Raw genomic sequence first — 17,767 nt, 5'->3', positions numbered from 1 at the left:
TTGCACTCAAACCACCGCGCGAATCTGCTGCGGCGTCAGACGCGGCGGACCGTTGCCGGCTGCCTCGGCCTGATTGATCAGCGCAACAATGCGGCGCATCAGGGGCACCTCGACATGGTTTTGCTCGGCGAGCGCGATGACGGCGCCCTGGAGATAGTCGATCTCGGTCTTGCGTCCCTGCTTCAAATCCTGCCACATCGAGGAGCGCGCCTCGGGATCGATCTTCATGGTCCGCCCCAGGATCGCGTTGAAGATCGTGTCGGGCAGCCGCAGCAAGGCCGGCGTCCAGTTCATCGGGATCGGCGTTGCCGAGACCGGCGCGATGCCGGCGGCCTTCAGCGCGGCGAGCCCCTCGGCCATCTGGTCGGCGAACAGCCTGCGCCAGTCGCGGTTTGACAGTTGCGCGGCGAGCGGCAAGTCGGACAATGCGCTGAGCGCATTGTTGAGATTGATGATCAGCTTGCCCCATTGCACGCCGGTGATGTCACCGCTCGCGCGCACCGTGAGGCCGGGCACCGAGAGCGCCGCGGCCGTGTTCCCAGCGTCCTCTCCGACATGGATGTCGCCGGAGGTCGAGCGGTGGAAACGGCCCTCGCCCATCGCGATCACATTGAACGGCACCATGCCCGCGAGCACGTGGCGGCCACCGAGGCGGTCGCGCAGCACCGCGATATTGCCGATGCCGTTCTGCAGCGAAACGATGACGGCATCCTCAGGCGCATGCTGCGCGATCTGATCCGCGACATCGGCGGTGTCGGCGCTCTTGACCGTGACCAGCACGATGCCGGCGCTGTGGAAGATCGCGGGGTCCTCCGACAGCGCGAGCTGCCCTGCGCCAAGCTTCGTCTCGGAGCCGTCGAAATCCGTCAATCGCAGGCCGAACCGCTCGATCTCGGTCTTCACCCGCGGCCGCACCAGCAGCGCGACACGGCGGCCCGAAGCCGCCAGCATGCCGCCGACGAAACAGCCGATGGCGCCCGCGCCGGCCACCACGATCGGTCGATCCGTCATCACCTCGCCTTGCTCCCTGAACGACCCACCCTCGATAGCAGAGGCGAGGCCGGCAACCAATCGCGGCGCATCCGCCTTGTAACCGTCATGAGAGCCCCATATGTTTTCGGCCCGGGGGCAGCCAGCGGCGAGCGCTCGCCGAACGAGACGCCAAAGGAGAGCACCATGGGTCTACTCGACGTCCTCAACGGCATGCAGAACGGCCCCCGCGGCCCCTCCACACCCAGCTCCGAGAAATCCTCCGGCGGCATGTCGCCGATGACCATGGCGATCATTGCCCTGCTTGGGTGGAAGGCCTTCAAGCATTTGACGGCAGGCCAGCCCGGCGCGGCGCCTGCCCCGCAGCAGCGCTCTCCGCTGCCGCCTCCGACGCCCGTGAATACCGGCAGCAGCGGCGGCCTCAGCGATTTGCTCAAGGGCGGACTCGGCGGCTTGCTCGCCGGCGGCGCGGCCGGAACCGTGCTGAGCGGCGGCCTCGGCGATCTCCTCAACCAGCTCCAGCAGGGCGGCCACGGCGAGGCTGCGAACTCCTGGGTCGGCAAGGGCGAGAACAAGCCGATCGCACCCGGCGACCTTGCAAGCGCACTCGGCGCCGACCAGATCGAGAGTCTGTCCGCCCAGAGCGGCCTGCCGCGCGACGAATTGCTCAACGGCCTCAGCCAGTATCTGCCGCAGGTGATCGACCATCTGACGCCGGACGGACGGCTGCCGACCGAGACCGAGCTCTCCGGCAAACTCTAATCGGACGTTGATCGACGCGCTTTCGGGAAGGGGAGCACACTCATGAGCATGGGCGGCCTGTTGTGGATCATCGTCGTCGGCTTCATCGCCGGCCTCATCGCGCGCTGGCTGGCGCCGGGACCGAACAACCCGAGCGGCTTCATCCTCACGACCATCCTCGGCATCGCCGGCGCGTTTCTCGCGACCTTCATCGGTCAGGCCATCGGCCATTACAGCCCCGACCAGGGCGCCGGCTTCATCATGGCCACGCTCGGCGCGGTGGTGGTGCTGTTCATCTGGCACCGGCTGGTGGCGAGCGGCGTGATCAAGGGGTAGGCACTGTCACGAAGCGCTGATCTCGCCCCTCAAACTCCCTGTCGTCCCGGACAAGCGAAGCGCAGATCCGGGACCCATAACCCCAGGGAGTGGTTTGGCGAAGACTCGGAGTGACCAGAGTCGCGCGGCAACTTCTCCCTGTGGTTATGGATCCCCGCGTTCGCGGGGATGACAGCGGAGATTGGAGCGCGATCTCACGTAATCAAATGCATCCCCGCATCCATGCGCACGACCTCGCCGGTCATGTTGCTGGAGGCCGGCATCGCCAGGAAGCAGACGAGCTGCGCGATGTCCTCGGCGGTCGACGCGACCCTGAGCGGCACCTTCGCCACCACGCTGTCGCGCACCTGCTTGGCGCCGGCTTCGCCGCGGCCCTTGGTGAACCAGGGCGTGTCGATATAGCCGGGGCAGACCGTGTTGACGCGGATCAGCGGCGCCAGCGCGCGCGACAGCGAGAGCGTCATGGTGTTGAGCGCGCCCTTGCTCGCGGCGTAGGCGATCGACGAGCCGACGCCGCTGATGCCGGCGACCGAGGACACGTTGACCACGGCGGAGGGCCGCTCCGAGGCCTTGGCACCGGCTTCGAGCAGGCTGCGCGCGGCACGCACCATCTGGAACGGGCCGATGGTGTTGACACCATACACGCGCTGGAAATCTTCAGCCGACAATCCGTCGAGATCGGCATGGGCGACATGCTTGGTGGTGCCGGCATTGTTGACGAGGATGTCGAGCCGGCCCCAGGCGCTGGCTGCCGCGACGATCTTGCGGCAATCGTCGTCCTTTGAAACGTCGCCCTGCGCGACCAGGACTTCCGGAGAGCCCGCCTTGCGGCAGACGTCCGCGGTGGCCTCGGCTTCTTTCTGGCTAGAGGAATAGTTGATGACGAGCCGCGCCCCGCTTCGCGCGAGGATTTCCGCGGTTGCTGCGCCAAGTCCGGATGCGGACCCCGTCACGATTGCGCACAGACTATCTTTGGCCATCCGGATTTCCTTCCCCTGTATCTGATGCGAGCCTTAAGTCGCTGGCCTTGTTTAGCGAGTTTGCCGCGCCCTGCAAATCAAGCAAACTCCGCTAAGCGGAATTAGCCTCCTATTGATCCTTGCCCCCATGCCCGCGCCGCAGGTTGACCTGCGATCAACGCTTGTCAGGGCCATGGCTTTTTCGGATCATCGGGCGCAAGAAGACCTGCGCGGTTCGCTCCACCAGGCGGGACGCGCCAACGGCAAAACACGGGGAACGCTGTGGCGGAGAGTGATAACATCGTCGTCGAGACCGCGGAGAAGATCTTCGCCGATCTTGCCGATCCGCAAACCATCAACAACGACAAGAAGGATTCCTGGCAGGCGCCGCTGTGGCGGGCGCTGAGCGAAGCCGGCCTGCCATTGTCCTGGGTGCCCGATGATCTCGGCGGCTCCGGCGCGAGCCTTGCCGACGGCTTTGCGCTGCTGAACGCCGCCGGCCGTTTCGCCGTCGCGGTGCCGCTGGCCGAGACCATGCTGGCCGGCTGGCTGCTGGCGCAAGCGAAGATCGCATCGCCCGAGGGCGAGATGACGGTGCTGCCGGCCTCGCCGAAGGACCGCATCACCCTCGATGCCGATGGCTCGCTTTCCGGCCGCGCCCGCGGCGTGCCCTTTGCGAAAGCGGCAAAGCATTTTGCGGTGCTGGCGCACGGCAAGGATGGCGTCTCGATCGCGCTGGTCGATGCCGGCAAGGTTCGGATCGAGTCCGGCCTCAATGTCGGCTACGACCACAGCGACACCGTGACGCTCGACAAGGTCCAGCCCGTCGCGCGCAAGGCCGCGCCCAGGGAGTTTGACCAGACCACGATGATGCTGATGGGCGGTGTTGCGCGCAGCCTGCAGATCGCCGGTGCGCTGGAATCGATGCTCGACATCTCCGTGCGCTATTCCAACGAGCGCGTCGCCTTCGAGAAGAAGATCTCGAAATTCCAGGCCGTGCAGCACAATCTGGCGCGTCTCGCCGGCGAACCCGCCGCGGCTCTTGCGGCTGCGACCTCGGCCGCCGACGCCATCGCGAATGCGACGCGCTTCGACGACGAGGTCTATCTCGAAGCTGCCTCGGCAAAGATCCGCTGCGCGGAAGCCGCGGAAAAGGGCGGCGCCATCGCGCATCAAGTGCACGGCGCCATTGGCTTCACCCTCGAGCACATCCTGTACCGCTATTCGCTGCGGGCGCTGGCCTGGCGCGACGACTTCGGCTCGGAGAGCCACTGGGCCGTCGAACTCGGCAAGCTGGTCGCGACCAGAGGCGCCGACGAATTGTGGCCGCTCGTGGCGTCGCGCTGATCAGGGAGAGAAACACATGACCGCTGCACTCCGTTTCGATCCGATCCGCCTGCCCGAGAAGTGCGAGCAGCTGCGCAAGGAAGTGCGCGCCTTCCTCGCCGAAGAGATCGCCGCCGGCACCTTCGATCCGCACAAGCCCAATCGCGAGGACACCGACGCGCCCGAATTTTCCCGACGGGTCGGCGCCAAGGGTTGGCTGGGGATGACCTGGCCGAAGAAATATGGCGGCCAGGAGCGTTCCTTCCTCGAACGCTACGTGGTGACCGAGGAGATGCGCGTCGCCAACGCGCCGACCCGGCGCTTCTTCGTGGCCGACCGCCAGAGCGGACCGGTGCTGCTGAAATACGCGCCCGAGCACATCAAGATGGACATCCTGCCGCGGATCTGTCGCGGCGAGATCTGCTTTGCGATCGGCATGAGCGAGCCGAATTCCGGCTCCGACCTGTTCGCGGCAAAGACGCGCGCGACCAAGACCGATGGCGGCTATCTGATCAACGGCACCAAGATCTGGACCTCGTCGGCGCACATCGCCGACTACATGATCGCGATCTTCCGGACGTCGCAGCCGACCAAGGAAAACCGCCGTCACGGCCTGACGCAATTCCTGGTGAAGATGAAGCAGCCGGGCATCAAGGTGAACCCGATCGGCCAGATCACCGGCCAGTACGAGTTCAACGAGGTCGTCTTCACCGACTTCTTCGTGCCCGATGACCACGTGCTCGGCGAAGTCGACGGCGCCTGGAAGCAGGCGACGAGCGAACTCGCCTATGAGCGTTCGGGCCCCGAGCGTTTCCTCGAGACCTATTACGTGCTGACCGAGCTCGTTCGCGCGGTCGGCCCGAGCCCGGATACGCGCAGCGCCGAGGGCATCGGGCGCCTGGTCGCGCAGCTCCACACCATGCGGCGCATGTCGGTCTCGGTCGCCGGCATGCTGCAGGCCGGCAAGGAGCCGGTGGTCGAGGCCTCCATCGTCAAGGACATCGGCACGGTCTGGGAACAGCAGCTTCCTCACCGCGTGCGCGACCTTGCTGCTTTCGTCGAGGAGACCGCGACCAACCGCGACACCTTGGAGCGGCAGCTCGACTTCGCCATCAAGACCGCGCCGAAGCTCACCATCCAGGGCGGCACCACCGAGGTGCTGCGCGGCATCATCGCCCGCGGACTTGGTTTGCGCTAATCATCAAAGGATCATCATGACCACATACAAGGACATCGGCGTCGAGAAGGTCGGGCACGTCGGCACCATCGAGATCCGCCGCCCGCCGCTGAACTTCTTCGACATCTCGCTGATCAACCAGATCGCGGATGCGCTCGACGAATTCGACCGCGACATCGAGATCCGCGCCTCGGTGCTCTCGGCCCAGGGCAAGGCGTTCTGCGCCGGCGCCAATTTCGGCGATCCGGCGCGGCAGGCGCAGGAGGCGCGCGAGGCCGAGAAGAAGGGCGATCCGGCCGACAATCTCGGCCCGATCAACCATCTCTACATCCAGGCCGTGCGCATCTTCCGCGCCAAGAAGCCGATTGTTGCCGCCGTGCAGGGCGCCGCCATCGGCGGCGGATTGGGCCTCGCGGTCTCCGCCGATTTCCGCGTCACCTGCCCCGAAGCGCGTTTCTCCGCGAATTTTACGAAACTCGGCTTCCATCCCGGCTTCGGCCTGACGACGACGCTGCCGGAGCTGATCGGCAAGAACAACGCCGAGCTGATGTTCTACACCAGCCGCCGCGTCACCGGCGAGGAAGCCGTGAAATGGGGCCTCGCCAACGAGCTGGTGCCGCAGGACCAGGTCAAGGCGGCCGCGATGAAGCTCGCCGGCGAAATCGCCGAATGCTCGCCGCTCGGCCTGCTCTCCACCCGCGCGACGATGCGCGCCGGATTGGCCGATCGCGTCATGGCCGCGACCAATCACGAGCTCGCCGAGCAGACCCGGCTGCGCGCGACGGAGGATTTCAAGGAAGGTGTGAAGGCCACGGAAGAACGTCGCGCGGCGAATTTCAAGGGGCGATGATCACGGCGGCGCTTGCCGTATCACTCCACAGCGACCACAACCTCCCCTGTCATCCCCGCGAACGCGGGGATCCATAACCACAGGGAGAAGTTGTGGCGCAAGCTGGTCACTCCGCGTCTTCGCCAAACCGCTCCCTGTGGCTATGGGTCCCGGATCTGCGCGCGCTTAGGGCGCGCTTGTCCGGGACGACAGCGGCGGCTTTAGCGGCTTACTTCCTTCCTACCACCAGCGCATCGACGATCGTCACGCCCTGCCCCTCGGCGTGCACCAGCACCGGGTTGAGCTCGATCTCCGCGATCTCCTTTCCCTCCCGCGCGGCGAGCGCGGAGATATCGGCGATCAACTGTGCCAGAGCCGCAACGTCCGCCTTCGCCGCCCCGCGAAATCCATTCAGCAGCGGCGCCGCCTTCAGGCTCGCCAGCATCGCGCCCGCCGCCTCCGCGTCGACCGGCACGGGGCGGTAGACGACGTCGCGGAACAGCTCGGTGGTGATGCCGCCGAGACCCACCATCACCATGGGACCGAACGTCTCATCCAGCATCGTGCCGACGATGATCTCGACACCGCGCTTCGCCATCGGGCCCACCAGCACGCCTTGAATGGTCGCCCCAGGCCGGTGCCGGCGCGCATTGTCCAGCAGCGCCTCGAATGCCAGAAACACCTCGCCCTTGGTGGTGATGTTGACGCGCACGCCGCCAACTTCGCTCTTATGGGCGATATCAGGCGACTGGATCTTCATCGCCAGGGGAAAGCCGACGCGGGCGACCGCCTCGTCGAGCTCGCTCTTGTCTCTCACCAGCACCTCATCCGGCAGTGCAATGCCGGCGGCGCGGAGCAACGACTTGCTGTCGGCCTCGGACAGGACCGCCGATTTCAGATGTACAGAAAGGTCGCGTGCCGGCAGCCGCGTTTCGTCCACGGGTTTCGGCAGACTGAACTTGGCGAAGTCGACGAGCCGACGCATCGCGACGCCGACATGGGTGAGGCCCGAGAGCACCACGACGCCGGATTTGGCGAGCTCACGGCGCGCGAAGTCGGACGGCACCGTGTACGAATAGAACACCACCGGCTTGTGCTGTGCCGATAGCACCGGCGTCAGTTCCTCTTCCTTGAAGGGCCTGCGCACCTCGCTCGACAGCGACAGCACCACCAGGATCGCATCGACCTCGTCCGAGGCGGCGAGGACGTCGACGCTCTTCTGCAAGCCGCCGGAGGTGACGCCTTGCGCGGTGACGTCGATCGGGTTGCGCGCCGTGCCATAGGACGGCATCAACTGCTTGATCCCAACCTGGACCTTTTCGGACAGCTCCGGCACCTGCAAGCCTTGCAGCGCCACCGTATCGGCGCCCCAGATGCCGGCACCGCCGGAAACGGTGACGACGGCAACGCGATCGCCCTTCGGCAGCGGATTGCTGGCAAGCACCGCGGCGATCGTCAGCGCTTCGTCCAGGTCGTTGGAGACGATGAAACGAAAAAGCCGTATTTCGCGAACACCGCGTCATAGGCGGCCGACCAGCCGGCCATGCTCGCGGTATGCGAGGCCGCCGCGCGCTGGCCTGCGCCGGAGCGTCCGACCTTTGTCACGATCACCGGCTTCTTCATCTCCGCAGCGCGCCGGGCGGCGACCAGAAATTTGTCGACGTCGCGGATGCCTTCGATGAACAGCAGGATCACCTCGGTCGAGGAATCCTGCACCATGTAATCCAGGAACTCGCCGGCGCCGAGATCGGATTCATTGCCGGCGCTGACGACATAGCTGACAGCGATTCCGAGGGCCCGCGCCCGATGATAATAGGCAAAGCCGATGCCGCCGCTCTGCGCGACGATGCCGATCCGCTTTTTGGTGGCGACAAGCGGCACTACACCTGGCTTGACATCGACCGCCGGACTGAACGTCGCCGCCACGCGCTGCACCTGGCTGAAGAAGCCCTCGGCATTCGGCCCGGATATCCGCATGCCGGTGCGCCTCGCCAGCGCCGCGATCGCATCCTGCATCGCCGCGCTGTCGCCGCCCTCCTCGGCGAAGCCGGAGGAGATGATCACGGCATTCTTGACGCCGGCGGCGGCGCATTGCTCGAGCGCGGACAGGACGGCACGGGCCGGGATGATGATGACGGCGAGGTCGATGGGCGCGCCGATGTCGCCGATCGATCCGTAGCAGGCCAGCCCGTCGATATCCGCGTAGTTCGGGTTCACCGGATAGATCTTTCCGGGATATTCGTTCTTGCGCAGCATGGACAAGAGCCGCCCCGGGATCTTCTCGTGATCGCGCGAGGCGCCGATCAGCGCGATGCTGGCGGGCGCGAAAAAGCTGTCGAGCGGATGTGGCATGGCGGATGTGTCCTTCTTCGCAGAGACCTGCTCTCTCTCGCCGTCATGCTTGAGGTGCGAGGCATGGGATGCAACGCGTCCCATGAGAAGCCTCGAAGGATGAACGGCCCCGCCGGCGGCTGCCGGTCGCCGATTTATCCCAGCCGCCGTCATGCGCCGACACCGAGCGCGGAAAGATCCGCCGCAGCAGCATCACGATCTCGCCGATCACGAGCTCGGCGACGCTGCGCGTGTTGGAGAACGGCGCGTTGAAGACGGGAATGCCGCGCTTGCGCGCCGCCGCAAGATCGACCTGGTTGGTGCCGACGCTGAAGCAGCCGACGGCGAGAAGCTGGTCGGCGGCCGCGAGCACGTCATCGGTGATCTGGGTGCGCGAGCGGATGCCGAGCAGCGACACGCCCTTGAGCGCACGCCGCAGATCGTCACCGTCCAGCGCCTTGGTCAGCCGCTCGACATTGGTGAAGCCCGCGCCCTTGAAAAGGTCGACAGCGCTGTCGTTGACGCCTTCGAGCAGCAGGGCCTTGGCACTCCGCTCAGGGCTTTTGCCTGGGGCTGGCATGGTGTCTCCATAGATGACGAGCTTGGTCGCAGCTCATAGACCGCGGACGATGCGCGGCACAATAGGGGTCGGATACGGGGAGAAAATGGCGGGGAGGTAGATGTTTACAGCGCCGGGCCGCGGCGGCCGTCCTGTCATCCTGAGGTGCGAGACGGGCGGTGCCAAGCACCGCACGGGGAGCTTCGAAGGATGAACGGCCCCCGATGCAGTTGGGCGGAGAGCGCCGGGCCGTCGCCCTTCGAGGCTCGCCGAAGAGGCGAGCGCCTCAGGGTGACGGATAACACCGTCAAATCACATAAAACCCGTGCGTGCCGTCGCGGCGGAGTTGCTCGACCAGCCCATATTCCCAATCGAGATAGGCCTGCATCGCGGCTTGCGCGACGTCGGTGCCTTCATAGGGCCGGCGGTAACGGTGGGCCGGATCGGGCTTGGGCAGCACGCGCGGCGGACCGATCTCGAGCGCGCCATCATAGCCTCCTTCCAGCACATAAACCTCCCAACCCATCTGGGCGAGCCATGATGCGGTCATATCGGCGCGGACACCCTTGTCGTCGGTCAGGAGAATGCGCGCGCCACGCACGGGCGCGGCCATGTCGGTCTCCTGGACCAGCTGGCCGCCGGGATAATGGCGGAAGCCCGCGAGGTGACCCGCCGCATATTCCTCGGCATCGCGCACGTCGAAACGATAGAGGGTGCGGTCCGTTTGCGCGACGAGTGCAGCCATCTCGCTTGCGCCGATATGGCGAACACCGGCGCGATAGGCGACGTCGCGCGCATTGGCCGGGCCGCTCTCGAACGAGCCGAGCGCGCCGCGCCTGTCGGCGCCGTGATCGAGCGTGTGCCGCGCCAGCGTCCAGCCGATGGTGCCGTTGCGCAGCGCCCGCACCTTATTGGGCACGCCGGCATTGATCAGCGACTGGGTGCCGATGATCGAGCGGGTACGGCCGGCGCAATTGACGATGATGGTGGTTTCAGGATCGGGCGCGGCCTGCCCCGCCCGCAGCACCAGCTCCGCGCCGGGCACGCTGACCGAGCCCGGAATGTTCATGGTCGCATATTCGTCGAAGCGGCGGACGTCGAGGATGGCGATGTTGGCCTTGTCCGCGATGAGTTTTGCCACCTCGTCGGCGCTGAACGACGGCGTGTGCCGTCGCGCCTCGACCAGTTCGCCGAACGCTTTCGAATAGGAATTGACGTCCTCGAAAACCTCATAGCCCGCTGCACGCCAGGCGTTCAGCCCGCCGTCGAGCGCGCTGATATGGGTATATCCGAGCGCGAGGAGGCGTTCGGCGCCGGCCGCGACCAGCCCCTCGCCGTCATCGTAAAGCACGATCGCCACGTCCTTGCGCGGCAGCCGCACCTCGGCCTCGATCGCGATCCGATCCACGGCCATGTTGGCCGCGAACAGGGGATGCCCCGTCGCAAAGCCTGCCTCGTATCTGAGATCGAGCAGCGCGATTTCTTCGCGCAGCAGCAGTGCGCGGCGGATATCGGCGGGGGTGACGGTCGGAAGCTTCATGGCGCGGACCTTGAGAAGAGGGCCATGAGCTTTTGACCGATTAGAAGCGCGTTGGCTAGCCTCGTCGGCTCACTCGCCGGGAATGAGTCGCCCGAGCGGCTGCTGTGCCGGACGGCGCAGCTTGCGGCGCGACAGATAGAGCAGGATGCCGGTGACCGCGAATAACGGCATCGACATCGCGGCAATCATGAATGCGAGCTTGCCCGGCCAGCCCAGGATCTCGCCGCGATGGATGTCGTAGATGGCCGCGATGCTCTTTTCGCCGAACGTCTTGTCAGCAAAGCGCTCCGCTGAGACCAACTGCCCGGTGACGGCGTCGATGCGGAATTCGTCGCGCGTGGTTTCCAGCAACGAGGCTTTCCCCCACGACCGGATGCGCAACGTCGTACCCTGCGCAGGCAGCGTCAGCAAGGCCCTGGAGAATCGGTCGCCCTCCTCACGCTGGAACGTCATCCAGGCCTGATCGAATCCGATTGGCGGCGCCGGTTCGGAGTTGGCCGCACGCGGCAGCTTTGCGGGCATTTTCGCTGCCGTGACGTGCGGACGTGCGAGCAGCCAGGTCACGCCGTCCTTGTACCATTCGAATGAGAAATACAGGCCGGTGAGCGTCATCGTCAGATAGACCGGAAGGACCCAGGTGCCGATCACGGTATGCAACGACCGGTGCAGAGCGCGGCCACCGAGCCCAAGATTCGGTTTCAGCCACATTTTCGGACTGCCTGCACGACGCGGCCAGCGCAGCACGAGGCCCGACACCAGCATGAGGATCAGGCCGAGCGCGACCGTGCCGGTGATCGGACGTCCCCAGCCCTTGCCGTCGCCGGGAATGAGCAGCCAGCGATGCAGCCGGCGCACGGTCGCGAAAAATGCTTCGCCGCGCGGCGAGCCCAGCACGCGGGCGTCATAGGGATCGACATAGAGCGAGGTCGGCCGGTCGCCCCGATCGTCACGGGCAAAGCGGACATGAACCGCCGCAGATGGATCGCTCGACAGTGTGACGGCGGCGACCTTGCCGAGGTCCTGCGAGGCCTTCAGCCGGGCAACCAGCGCATCAGGCATCAGCGCCGGCGCCTGACGCGGCGCGACCTGCATGATGCCGGCATTGAGATGATCGACGATCTCGTCCTCGAAACTCATGGTCGCGCCGGTCAGCGCGATCAGGGACACCAGCAGCGCAAGGACCAGGCCCGCGATGGAATGGACCTGAAACAGGACCGCCTTGATGGTGTGTCCGAGCCGCGCGGCCATGGCTAGAACTTCACCGTGGCCGACAGCGATACGCGCCGCGCATCGCCGATCGCGACGTTGAGGGCGTTGCCGGTGGTGGATGTGTAGTAGACCTTGTCGAACAGGTTCTTGACGTTGAACTGATAGGTCACCGGCAGATTATCGACCTTCGTGTCGTAGGTCGCAAAGATGTCCGCGACGGTATAGGCCGGCATGAAGAACGTGTTGGCGGCGTCGCCCGGCCGGTCACCGACATAGCGCGCGCCGCCGCCGAGTCGCAGACGTCCGGGGAGCGCGTCGCCGAAATCGTAGACAAGATAGAGTGAGACCGTGTTCATCGCGACATTCAGCAATTTTGCGTTGCCGACGACGGGATCATTGATCAGGCGTGCGTCAGTGTAGCCGTAACTTCCGATCATGCTCCACTGGTCGGTCAGCTTGCCGGTCACGTCCAATTCGACGCCGCGCGACCGGGCCGCTCCGGAGGTGCGCGCCGCCGACTTGCCGTTGCCGATGTCATCGAGCACCAGCACGTTCTTCTTTTCGATGTCGTAGACCGCCAGGGTGCCCGACAGCCGCTTGTTGACATCGAACTTCAGCCCGGTCTCCCACTGCGTTCCCTCTTCGGGCGCAATGGTGGAGTCGACGACGAAGCCGGTGGTGAAAGCCGCGATGGTCGAGGTCGGCTTCAGCGACTGCGTATAGCTCACGTAATAGGAGAGCTGGTCGTTCAGCTTGACGATGACGCCGCCGAGCGGCAGCACCTTGTCGCCTGCGAGATTGGTGTTCGTGACGAAGACAGGCCGGCCCTTTCCTGCGAGCTGCTCGTATTCCATCCAGCGCACGCCGCCAACCACGGACAGCCAGTTGGTCAGATGGAAGGTGTCCTGAGCAAAGAAGCCGCGGGTGCCGAGCTTGTCGGTCTGCTCGCTGTCGGTTGCCGAAACGGTCGTGCCCGGCACGACCAGTCCGTAGACCGGGTTGTAGAAATTGAAGCTTGGCGTCGCCTGGCGGATCAGATCGTGGCGATCGATCGTGCGATAGAGCGCCTCGCCTCCGAACAGGATCTCGTTGCGGAAGCCGCCGACCCAGACGTCGCCCTGCAGATACGAGGTGCCGTAACTGGCATTGCTCAGCGAGTTACGGGTGCCATCGTTGCTGCGGGTCTCGACGCCGGTCGCGGCGTTGACGCCTGTGATGCGGAGCTGATTGGCGCTGAAGGTCTCGGTGTTGTAGCTGTAGGCCGCGGTGACCTTCCAATTGTCGTCGAGCTTCTGCTCGACCGAAGCCTGCACCAGGTCGGAGGTGCCCCACATATTGTTGAAGGGCTCGTCGAGACGGCGCGTCGCCGGGATTGCCAGCGGCGCCCCCTTGACGAAGGACGTGCCGCGGTCGAACGGAGTGATGAACTCACGGTGCTCATAGGTGAGCTGAACCGTCGTGGTGTCGCCGTACCAGGCCAGCGACGGGTTCACCAGCATTTCCCTGTGCCGGCCGAAATTACGCCAATAGTCCTCGCTGACGCCGTAACCGACGAAGCGATAGGCGAGACCGCCGTCGCCGATCGGGCCGGTGATGTCGAGCGTGCCGTCGGCGCCGCTGCGGTTGTTCGCGTAGGTCGACCCGAGCAGCGTGACCGAGCCGTGCTGGTACAGCTCCGGACGCTTGCTGATGGTGTTGACGATGCCGCCGGGGTCCATGATGCCGTAGAGCAGCGAGGCCGGTCCCTTCAGCACCTCGACGCTTTCGACGGCGGCATTGAGGCTGCGGCCCTGCACCAGCGGCATGCCGTTGCGCATGATCGAGCCGTCGCGATTGTCGCCGAAGCCACGGCGGATCACGGCATCCTGGGTTCCGGCAAGCGTGTTGGTCTGGGTGATGCCGCTGATATTGATCAGCGCGTCGTCGATGTTGCGCGGCAGTTGGTCCTTCAACACCTGCTCGGGCACGACGTTGACGGACTGAGAGGTGTCGAGTGGCGAGGCGCCGCTGCGCAGCGTCGTCGCGCTCGGCATCGCGCGGTAGCCGAGCTTTGCGGCCTGCTGCGCGGCGGCTTCCGCAGCCGCGCGCTCCGAGAGCGTCGGTGCGGCGGCCGCAGGGTTACGATTGCGCTGGCGCGCGGCGGTCTGCGCGCGGCGCGACGGCTGGTCCGATGCGCGCACCAGCTTCGGCCGCTGCGCCGGCGCCTCCACCGTCACCGGCGGCAGGGCCGATTGCGCCTGCGCGGTCGTCGTGTTGGAGGGGCATTCGGCGAGCAGCACGGCCGCTCCGATGAGAAGACCCGCACGGCTCTTGCCGGCATGAGTTCGATGGCTGCAGATGCGCTGGCCATCCAGATAAGCACGCACGTTCGATTCACTTCCCGGTCAGACGCAGCCTTGAAGCTGGCGCGTCTAACAGCCGCAGCGATTGAAGAGAACCGCAGGCAGAGTTGAATCGCTCTAGTGTTGAATCGTTCTAAGGACGGAGCGGCATCGAACGGCAATCTTCGATTGCCGCCGTGCCGGCCGCGACACGCAGCGCGCGAACTGGCGGCGGCGTATCACGATTTTGTGCGGTCTCAGGCGATAGCAGGAGCCGTCAACTCGTCGAGCTTCCGCTTGAATGCGGAGCCGTCGGACGAGGCGCGGAGCGGCGGGCGCACGCGCTGCCAGGCCGCATCGCCGGTCTGTGCCGCCAGGATCGCTTTCAGCGTCGCGGTGAACGAGGGCGTCTTCAGCACGATTTCGATCGCAGCCTGCATGCGCGCTTCGACATCCTTGCCCTCGACCATGCCCTTGACCAGCTCGGGCACGACGTTGGCCATGCCGCAGATGGTGCCGGCGCCGCCAGCGGCGATCGCGCGGGTGATATCGGCTTCATTGCCGACGGTGATGGCGAGCTCGGGAGCCGCCGCACGGAATGCCTGGAACTGCTTGAAGTCACCGCTGGAGTCCTTCAGGCCGGCAATCACCTTGCCGTAACGCTTGCGCAGGCTCGCGGCGACGGCGGTGGGGATAGCAACGCCCGACATCTGCGGGATGTGATAGAGATAAGCACGCAGCCGATCGTCGGCGACGCCGTCGATGATCGCGGCAAAGGCATCCTCGATGCCTTCAGGCGCGACGCTGCGGTCGAAGTAAGGCGGCAGCACCAGCACGTGGCGCAGGCCGAGGCCGAGCGCCGCGCGCGAGAGTGCGATACTGTCGGTGATGGCGGGAAAGCCACCACCGATGCCGATGCGTTCCGGCGCAACACCGGCCTTGAGCACGGCTTCGATGGTCGCAACGCGCTCGGTGACATTGAACGAGGTGCCCTCGCCAGTGGTGCCGAACAGCACGACGCCGTCGACACCTTTGCCGAACAGCTGCTTGGCGTGAGCCGCAAGCTTGGCGGCGTCCACGCTGCCGTCGGCCGCCAGCGGCGTCGCCGATGCCACCCAGAACCCGCGAATTGCCTCTGTCATCACACCGCCCTCTAAGCTGCGATCTCGGATCAAGCCTCTGATCTCCCAATGGTCTCCAAGGGGCTTCCGAGCTTGTTTTTGCTTTACTTTCTGTCTTGTACCTTACATACAAGAAAGACGCAAATATTTTCCCCCGTCACGGCGCGCATGGGCGCAGCCAGATTTCGCGCATGGGCGCAGCCAGATTTAGGGAGGTCTCGCATGGACATGGTGACCCCGGTGAAGCGGCCCGACCAATTGCTCGGCGCACTTCGCGACAAGCTTGGCGCAGCCGGCGTCCTGATCGGCACCGACGTGCCGGCGCGCAACTGCAACGACTGGAGCGCGAGTCTGCCGCAGACGCCGCTTGCGGTGATCCGTCCCGTCGATGCGCAAGGCGTGGCCGATGCGATTGCGACCTGCCGGCAGGCGCAGCTGCCGTTCGTGCCGCAGGGCGGACTGACCGGGCTGTGCCGCGGCGCATCGCCCGAAGCCGGCTGGGTCGCGATCTCGCTCGAGCGCATGAGCGGCATCGAGGAGATCGATCGCGCTTCCGCGACGATGACGGTGAAGGCGGGCACGCCGCTGGAGACGATCCAGAAGGCAGCGGACGAAGCCGGCTTCTTCTTTCCGCTCGACTTGGGCTCGCGCGGCTCCTGCGCCATCGGCGGCAATCTCTCGACCAATGCCGGCGGCAACCGCGTGATCCGCTACGGCATGACGCGCGAGCTTGTGCTCGGTCTCGAAGTCGTGCTGCCCGACGGCACCATCATCACTGGCCTCAACAAGCTGATGAAGAACAATGCCGGCTACGATCTCAAGCATCTGTTCATCGGCTCGGAAGGCACGCTCGGCATCATCACCCGCGTGGTGCTGCGGCTGTTTCCGAAGCCGCGCTCGACCATGGCCGCGCTCTGCGCGCTGACGGACTATGCCGCGGTGATCGCGCTGCTCGATGCGGCGCGCAGCGGGCTCGGGCCGCTGCTGTCGGCGTTCGAGGTGATGTGGCCGGACTATTGGGACGTGATCACGACTCGCGCCGGCGTGAAGCCGCCGATCGCCGCAGGTCACGGCCTCTACGTGCTGGTCGAGGCGCAAGGCACCGACGAGAGCCTGGACGCGCCGCGCTTCCAGGCCTGGCTCGAAGAGCTGATGGAGCGCGGGCTGCTGGCCGATGCCGCGGTGGCGCAATCGCTGGCGCAGACGCAGAGCTTCTGGCGCGTGCGCGACATCTGCGCCGAATTCGGCCAGGTGCTGGGCCCGCACATCTCCTACGACATCGGCCTTGCGGTGGCGCGAATGGACGAGTTCGTCACGCGCTGCAAGGCGGCGCTCGCTTCCGGCATCGAGGGATGTGAGAGCGTCTATTACGGCCATATCGGCGACGGCAATCTGCACCTGGTCTCCTGGGTCACCGGCCTCTCCGTCGAGCAGCAGCCGAAGGAAGAGATGGACACGATCATCTACGGTCTCGTTCGCGAGATGGGCGGCAGCATCTCGGCCGAGCACGGCATCGGCACGCTGAAGAAGAAATGGCTGGGCCATGCCAGGAGCGAGGCCGAGATCGCGCTGATGCGGACGCTGAAAGCGGCGCTCGATCCCGATCATCTGCTCAATCCCGGCAAGGTGGTCTGAGAAACGCAAATGCGCTCGCTCAAGCTCGATACGCCGAAATCGCTGTCGCAGCGGGTGATGCAGCGGCTGCGGCAGGCAATTATCGACGGCGAGTTCGCGCTCGGCGCTGCCATCTCCGAGGAGATGGTGGCCAATTCCTTCGGCGTCAGCCGCACGCCGGTGCGCGAGGCGATGGGCCAGCTGCAGGCGCAGGGCCTCGTGGTGATCCGCCCGCAGGTCGGCAGCTTTGTCTTCACGCCGAGCGCGGACGACATCAACGCGCTCTGCACCTTCCGGATCGCACTCGAACCCAAGGCCGCCGAGCTCGCCTATCGTTGCGATCGCGACGGTGCAATCGCCGCAATGAGCGAGGCGATCGCGGCGATGGAGCCGGCGGTCGCGGCAAAGGACAACATCGCCTATGGCCGCGCCGATGCAGCATTTCACGAGGCGCTGTTCACTCATTGCGGCAATCGCTACCTCGCCGAATCCTATCAGCTGGTCTCCGGCCGCGTCGCGGCGCTCCGCACCAATCTGACCTCACCGATCGACGTGCGGACCCGCACGTCGTTCGACGAGCATCGCAGGCTGCTCGATTTGTTCGCGCGCAGCGAGTTCGCCGCCTTCGAAGAATTGATGACCACGCATATCACCAATTCGGGCGTGGTCTACGCCAGGGCGTTGAAGGTGGACTCGCTGAAGGTGGAATGAGCG

15 protein-coding genes and 1 pseudogene are annotated in these 17,767 nt (G+C 65.6%); 7 read left to right on the top strand and 9 right to left on the bottom strand.

Features of this window, described 5'->3' with window-relative positions; translation table 11 throughout:
* Window positions 1–6 precede the first annotated feature (6 nt).
* Window positions 7–1,014, bottom strand: coding sequence for a 2-dehydropantoate 2-reductase (locus IC66_RS0108645; protein WP_038947384.1), 1,008 nt, complete (start codon window positions 1,012–1,014; stop codon window positions 7–9).
* 162 nt (window positions 1,015–1,176) lie between these two features.
* Here IC66_RS0108645 and IC66_RS0108640 point away from each other — a divergent pair, with 162 nt between their 5' ends.
* The gene (locus IC66_RS0108640; protein WP_038947383.1) at window positions 1,177–1,752 is read left to right on the top strand and encodes a YidB family protein; all 576 of its coding nucleotides are present in this window, start codon (window positions 1,177–1,179) and stop codon (window positions 1,750–1,752) included.
* A gap of 42 nt (window positions 1,753–1,794) precedes the next feature.
* The gene (locus IC66_RS0108635; RefSeq protein WP_080670147.1) at window positions 1,795–2,067 is read left to right on the top strand and encodes a GlsB/YeaQ/YmgE family stress response membrane protein; all 273 of its coding nucleotides are present in this window, start codon (window positions 1,795–1,797) and stop codon (window positions 2,065–2,067) included.
* Window positions 2,068–2,261: 194 nt separating this feature from the next.
* Here the strand turns inward: IC66_RS0108635 and IC66_RS0108630 are convergent, their stop codons facing one another.
* Window positions 2,262–3,047 carry an SDR family NAD(P)-dependent oxidoreductase gene (locus IC66_RS0108630; RefSeq protein ID WP_028141824.1) on the bottom strand — a complete coding sequence of 262 codons (786 nt, stop codon included), beginning with the start codon at window positions 3,045–3,047 and terminating at the stop codon, window positions 2,262–2,264.
* 261 nt (window positions 3,048–3,308) lie between these two features.
* Between IC66_RS0108630 and IC66_RS0108625 the strand changes: the two genes are divergently transcribed.
* From IC66_RS0108625 to IC66_RS0108615, 3 genes are read left to right on the top strand one after another with little or no spacing between them, the layout of a single operon-like run.
* Window positions 3,309–4,373, top strand: coding sequence for an acyl-CoA dehydrogenase family protein (locus IC66_RS0108625; protein WP_038947382.1), 1,065 nt, complete (start codon window positions 3,309–3,311; stop codon window positions 4,371–4,373).
* 16 nt (window positions 4,374–4,389) lie between these two features.
* Entirely contained in the window at window positions 4,390–5,550 is a 1,161-nt protein-coding gene (locus IC66_RS0108620; RefSeq protein WP_038947381.1) for an acyl-CoA dehydrogenase family protein, read from the top strand.
* A gap of 16 nt (window positions 5,551–5,566) precedes the next feature.
* Window positions 5,567–6,379: an enoyl-CoA hydratase/isomerase family protein gene (locus tag IC66_RS0108615; protein ID WP_028141827.1), complete on the top strand. Its 813-nt coding sequence runs from the start codon at window positions 5,567–5,569 to the stop codon at window positions 6,377–6,379.
* Window positions 6,380–6,587: 208 nt separating this feature from the next.
* Here the strand turns inward: IC66_RS0108615 and IC66_RS48190 are convergent, their stop codons facing one another.
* The 7 genes and pseudogenes from IC66_RS48190 to IC66_RS0108585 form a co-directional block, all read right to left on the bottom strand.
* Window positions 6,588–7,802: an acetate--CoA ligase family protein gene (locus IC66_RS48190; protein WP_244429099.1), complete on the bottom strand. Its 1,215-nt coding sequence runs from the start codon at window positions 7,800–7,802 to the stop codon at window positions 6,588–6,590.
* 11 nt (window positions 7,803–7,813) lie between these two features.
* Entirely contained in the window at window positions 7,814–8,794 is a 981-nt protein-coding gene (locus IC66_RS48185) for a CoA-binding protein (RefSeq protein WP_244429098.1), read from the bottom strand.
* Window positions 8,795–8,810: 16 nt separating this feature from the next.
* Window positions 8,811–9,269, bottom strand: a pseudogene (locus IC66_RS0108605) (phosphoglycerate dehydrogenase); the annotation flags it as partial.
* Window positions 9,270–9,555: 286 nt separating this feature from the next.
* The gene (locus tag IC66_RS0108600; RefSeq protein WP_028140788.1) at window positions 9,556–10,788 is read right to left on the bottom strand and encodes a rhodanese-like domain-containing protein; all 1,233 of its coding nucleotides are present in this window, start codon (window positions 10,786–10,788) and stop codon (window positions 9,556–9,558) included.
* 69 nt (window positions 10,789–10,857) lie between these two features.
* Window positions 10,858–12,036 (bottom strand): PepSY-associated TM helix domain-containing protein, encoded by a 1,179-nt coding sequence (locus tag IC66_RS0108595; RefSeq protein WP_038947379.1) that lies wholly within the window; start codon window positions 12,034–12,036, stop codon window positions 10,858–10,860.
* Window positions 12,037–12,038: 2 nt separating this feature from the next.
* Complete coding sequence (locus IC66_RS0108590) at window positions 12,039–14,363, bottom strand: TonB-dependent siderophore receptor (RefSeq protein WP_038947378.1); 2,325 nt, start codon at window positions 14,361–14,363, stop codon at window positions 12,039–12,041.
* 212 nt (window positions 14,364–14,575) lie between these two features.
* Window positions 14,576–15,460, bottom strand: a complete 885-nt coding sequence (locus tag IC66_RS0108585; protein ID WP_028140791.1) for a dihydrodipicolinate synthase family protein — start codon at window positions 15,458–15,460, stop codon at window positions 14,576–14,578.
* A gap of 201 nt (window positions 15,461–15,661) precedes the next feature.
* Between IC66_RS0108585 and IC66_RS0108580 the strand changes: the two genes are divergently transcribed.
* On the top strand, window positions 15,662–17,074 hold the full coding sequence (locus IC66_RS0108580; RefSeq protein WP_038947377.1) for an FAD-binding oxidoreductase: 1,413 nt from the start codon (window positions 15,662–15,664) through the stop codon (window positions 17,072–17,074).
* Window positions 17,075–17,083: 9 nt separating this feature from the next.
* On the top strand, window positions 17,084–17,764 hold the full coding sequence (locus IC66_RS0108575) for a GntR family transcriptional regulator (RefSeq protein WP_028140793.1): 681 nt from the start codon (window positions 17,084–17,086) through the stop codon (window positions 17,762–17,764).
* The last annotated feature ends 3 nt before the right edge of the window (window positions 17,765–17,767 follow it).

It is taken from the genome of Bradyrhizobium genomosp. III (genome assembly GCF_000261705.1).
Taxonomy (GTDB): domain Bacteria; phylum Pseudomonadota; class Alphaproteobacteria; order Rhizobiales; family Xanthobacteraceae; genus Bradyrhizobium; species Bradyrhizobium ottawaense.
This window is presented reverse-complemented; position numbering and strand designations above follow the sequence as displayed.

Coding starts and splice junctions, on each gene's coding strand:
- IC66_RS0108640 (WP_038947383.1), top strand. CDS start 1,177: ATGGGTCTACTCGACGTCCTCAACGGCATGCAGAACGGCCCCCGCGGC.
- IC66_RS0108635 (WP_080670147.1), top strand. CDS start 1,795: ATGAGCATGGGCGGCCTGTTGTGGATCATCGTCGTCGGCTTCATCGCC.
- IC66_RS0108630 (WP_028141824.1), bottom strand. CDS start 3,047: ATGGCCAAAGATAGTCTGTGCGCAATCGTGACGGGGTCCGCATCCGGA.
- IC66_RS0108620 (WP_038947381.1), top strand. CDS start 4,390: ATGACCGCTGCACTCCGTTTCGATCCGATCCGCCTGCCCGAGAAGTGC.
- IC66_RS0108615 (WP_028141827.1), top strand. CDS start 5,567: ATGACCACATACAAGGACATCGGCGTCGAGAAGGTCGGGCACGTCGGC.
- IC66_RS48185 (WP_244429098.1), bottom strand. CDS start 8,794: ATGGGACGCGTTGCATCCCATGCCTCGCACCTCAAGCATGACGGCGAG.
- IC66_RS0108600 (WP_028140788.1), bottom strand. CDS start 10,788: ATGAAGCTTCCGACCGTCACCCCCGCCGATATCCGCCGCGCACTGCTG.
- IC66_RS0108595 (WP_038947379.1), bottom strand. CDS start 12,036: ATGGCCGCGCGGCTCGGACACACCATCAAGGCGGTCCTGTTTCAGGTC.
- IC66_RS0108585 (WP_028140791.1), bottom strand. CDS start 15,460: ATGACAGAGGCAATTCGCGGGTTCTGGGTGGCATCGGCGACGCCGCTG.
- IC66_RS0108580 (WP_038947377.1), top strand. CDS start 15,662: ATGGACATGGTGACCCCGGTGAAGCGGCCCGACCAATTGCTCGGCGCA.
- IC66_RS0108575 (WP_028140793.1), top strand. CDS start 17,084: ATGCGCTCGCTCAAGCTCGATACGCCGAAATCGCTGTCGCAGCGGGTG.